Raw genomic sequence first — 2738 nt, forward strand, 5'->3', positions numbered from 1 at the left:
CAGATGAGACGATCCCCAGTGCCGGGGGCGACATCGAATGTGCACGTCGCCAGTCTTCCTTCAAAACGTGACGTTTGGCCAGCATCCCAAGAGGCGACGGCTGTCGCATCTGAGGTGTAGACAGATACGGATGCGGGAAGAGCCTCGGGTGCGAAGGATGCTGGCGCGGCCGCTGAAGTGCTTAGTGCCGTCTATGACGGCCTATCCTTTGCGGGTTCTACTATGGCTTCAGGCCAGGACGAAACCTGCCCATGGCGCCGGATGCATTTCATACAGCGATCATGAGCCAACGTGTGAGTTGGGTACTCGATGCCGACCACGTATCCTGCAACTATCAAACTATGCCTGCTGTCAAGCGAAGTGAAGATTTGACCCCGTAGGCGAAACGAAGAACTGACCCCTTCATTGATTTGCTGTTTCGTTTGTCTCAAGCGCTGTTCCGGCCTTCTGCAGAAGGCCGGAACGGCGCTTTTCGCGAAGCCTGTAGCTATCACCTCGGATGGTGATCACCGTCGAATGGTGCAGCAGGCGGTCCAATATCGCGGTGGCGACGACAGGGTCTCCAAAGACGCTCCCCCACTCTCCGACCGATCGATTGGAGGTAATCAGGATCGATCCCCTTTCATAGCGGCGAGAGACCAGTTGGAAGAACAGGTGGGCGGCGTTAGCTTCGAAGGGCAGATATCCCAGCTCGTCGATGATCAGCAGTTTCGGCCGCGATAGGATTGTCAACTGCTTGTCCAATGAGCCATCGTTATGGGCCTTGGCGAGCATCGCAACCAGAGTGGCCGCCGTGACGAATTGAACGTTGTAGTTCTGGCGGATTGCTTCTCGGCCAAGACTGACAGCAAGGTGCGTCTTACCGGTGCCCGGAGGTCCGAGGAATAGGACGGTGTCGCCGTGAGCAATCCAGCGGCAGGTTGACAGCTCCCTGATCTGTCCTCGATCCAGCGAGGGCTGTGCCTCGAAGTCGAAGCCATCGAGTTCGCGTACGCAGGGGAACTGCGCCAACTTGCTCGACATCGAGATGCGCCGTTCATCGCGCCGGGCAATCTCTCGTGAGACCAGGAACGCCAGAGCTTCGCGCAACGTCATCTTCGAGCGGGCCGCCTCGTCCAGCAACGTGTCGAGTTGATCGCGGATCGCCGTCAGCTTTAGCCGATCGAGTGTCGCGATGAGTAAATCGTGATCGACGGTCGTCATCACCAGCCACCTCCAACAACGGCCTCGTATTCCGCAAGAGGTCGCAGCAAGGCGGCTGGTGCCAGCTCGACTGGAGCGGTGCGAACCAGTCCTTCGCTACCCGCGACGCCAACAAAGTGATCCCGGTCGACGATCCGTTGTCGCCGTCCCTGGCAGAGAGGATGATCGGCCACAACCTGGCCAGCGTGACGGATAATTACACGGCCAGCCAATACAACGACTTGGACGCTCTCGCCGATGAGACGCCAGGGTACGGAATAGCTGTTTGTGTCGAGATCGATGGCGCAGTCCGCCTGCACTTTGCGCACGAGGTCGCGTAGTTGTCCAAACGGTGCGCGGCCGGATAGCGGCCGAAGGGCTTCGGCCTCCGCAGCAAAGCGTTCAATTGGTGCTTCACCAGTCGTGCCGTGTTCTCGTCGGTCTGCGATCTCTCGTATCCATCGGTCAAGGTGCGCCTCGAACGAAGCCCAGTTCTCAAACCGGCGACCAGCGATAGCATTCTTCTTGACGTACCCGACCCCGCGCTCGTCCTTCCCCTTTGTTCGCGCCCGGTAGGGAGCGCAAGCGCGTGGCGCGAAGCCCCAGTAACGGGCAAACGCCCAGAGTCGCGCATTGAAGCGAACCTCCCGGCTAACCGCGTCGTGATGTTCGACAAGTGCCTTCGCATTATCCAGCAAAACCTCAACGGGAACGCCGCCAAACCGAAGAAACGCGCCTTCCATCCCCTCGAACCAATCTGTCTGCCCTTCTCTCAATGAGGCACGGATATGAATGCGTCTGGAATAGCTTAGCGTGGCGACAAAGACGTTTACCCGAAGCCGCTCGTCACCGATCCAGACACGCGTCTGCCCGAAGTCGATCTGCAACTGACGACCAGGCGGCGTTTCAAACCGCACTGTCGCACGCTTTTGCGCCTTGAGTTCCCGCCGCCATTCCCGGACTCGAAGCTCTACCGAACGCAAACCGATGATAATTCCATGCTCGCTCGCCAGCTCCTGCCGGATCACATCGGCATTGCCATCATGGCGAAAGAAGCGTTCACGAAGCCAATCATCAAGGCCATCAAAAGCACTCCTCCGAACCGGCTTCTTGAAGGGTACCGCTCCACCCTCACGAAGATATCGACGGACAGTGTTGCGAGCACATCCAAATTCCTTCGATAGACGCTTGGCACCCCAACCAAGCTCGTGCAGCCGCAACATTGCCACCACCTCATCTGCCTCAAGCATATCTTCGCCCTGCATCGTTCCCCACGATGCAGGATGCGCTGAAATCGCACTTGTCATCCATCTCTCCTCGTTGTCACACGAGGGGGCAGTTCTTCATTTCGTTAGGGGGTCAGTTTCTCATTTCGCCTGACACCTGCGGGCGGGTGCCGCGGTGGACCGACTTGTTCATCACGCAACGATCTTCGAAATGAACGTCGAAAGCTGTCGACGACGTTCCGCCATGGAGGCCAAACGCCAGCGCGGCAGGCCAGCCTCATTCGCGACAATCAAAGGCACCGCACAGTTTGTCGCGGAGCGGCAATCAGA

Annotated in this window: 2 protein-coding genes; both read right to left on the reverse strand. The window is 58.4% G+C overall.

Annotation, left to right across the window (positions count from 1 at the left end):
- Positions 1-402: 402 nt before the first annotated feature.
- The gene (gene istB, locus ATY29_RS35005; protein ID WP_085861388.1) at positions 403-1203 is read right to left on the reverse strand and encodes an IS21-like element ISSme2 family helper ATPase IstB; all 801 of its coding nucleotides are present in this window, start codon (positions 1201-1203) and stop codon (positions 403-405) included.
- Positions 1203-2489: an IS21 family transposase gene (istA, locus tag ATY29_RS35010; RefSeq protein WP_085861389.1), complete on the reverse strand. Its 1287-nt coding sequence runs from the start codon at positions 2487-2489 to the stop codon at positions 1203-1205. Before istA ends, istB begins: the two co-directional genes overlap by 1 nt.
- Positions 2490-2738: the final 249 nt, after the last annotated feature.

The sequence above is a fragment of the Rhizobium hidalgonense genome, from assembly GCF_002914525.1.
Classification (GTDB): domain Bacteria; phylum Pseudomonadota; class Alphaproteobacteria; order Rhizobiales; family Rhizobiaceae; genus Rhizobium; species Rhizobium hidalgonense.

Excerpts from the sequence above, each read along its gene's own strand:
- istB (WP_085861388.1), bottom strand. The coding sequence starts at position 1,203 with ATGACGACCGTCGATCACGATTTACTCATCGCGACACTCGATCGGCTA.
- istA (WP_085861389.1), bottom strand. The coding sequence starts at position 2,489 with ATGACAAGTGCGATTTCAGCGCATCCTGCATCGTGGGGAACGATGCAG.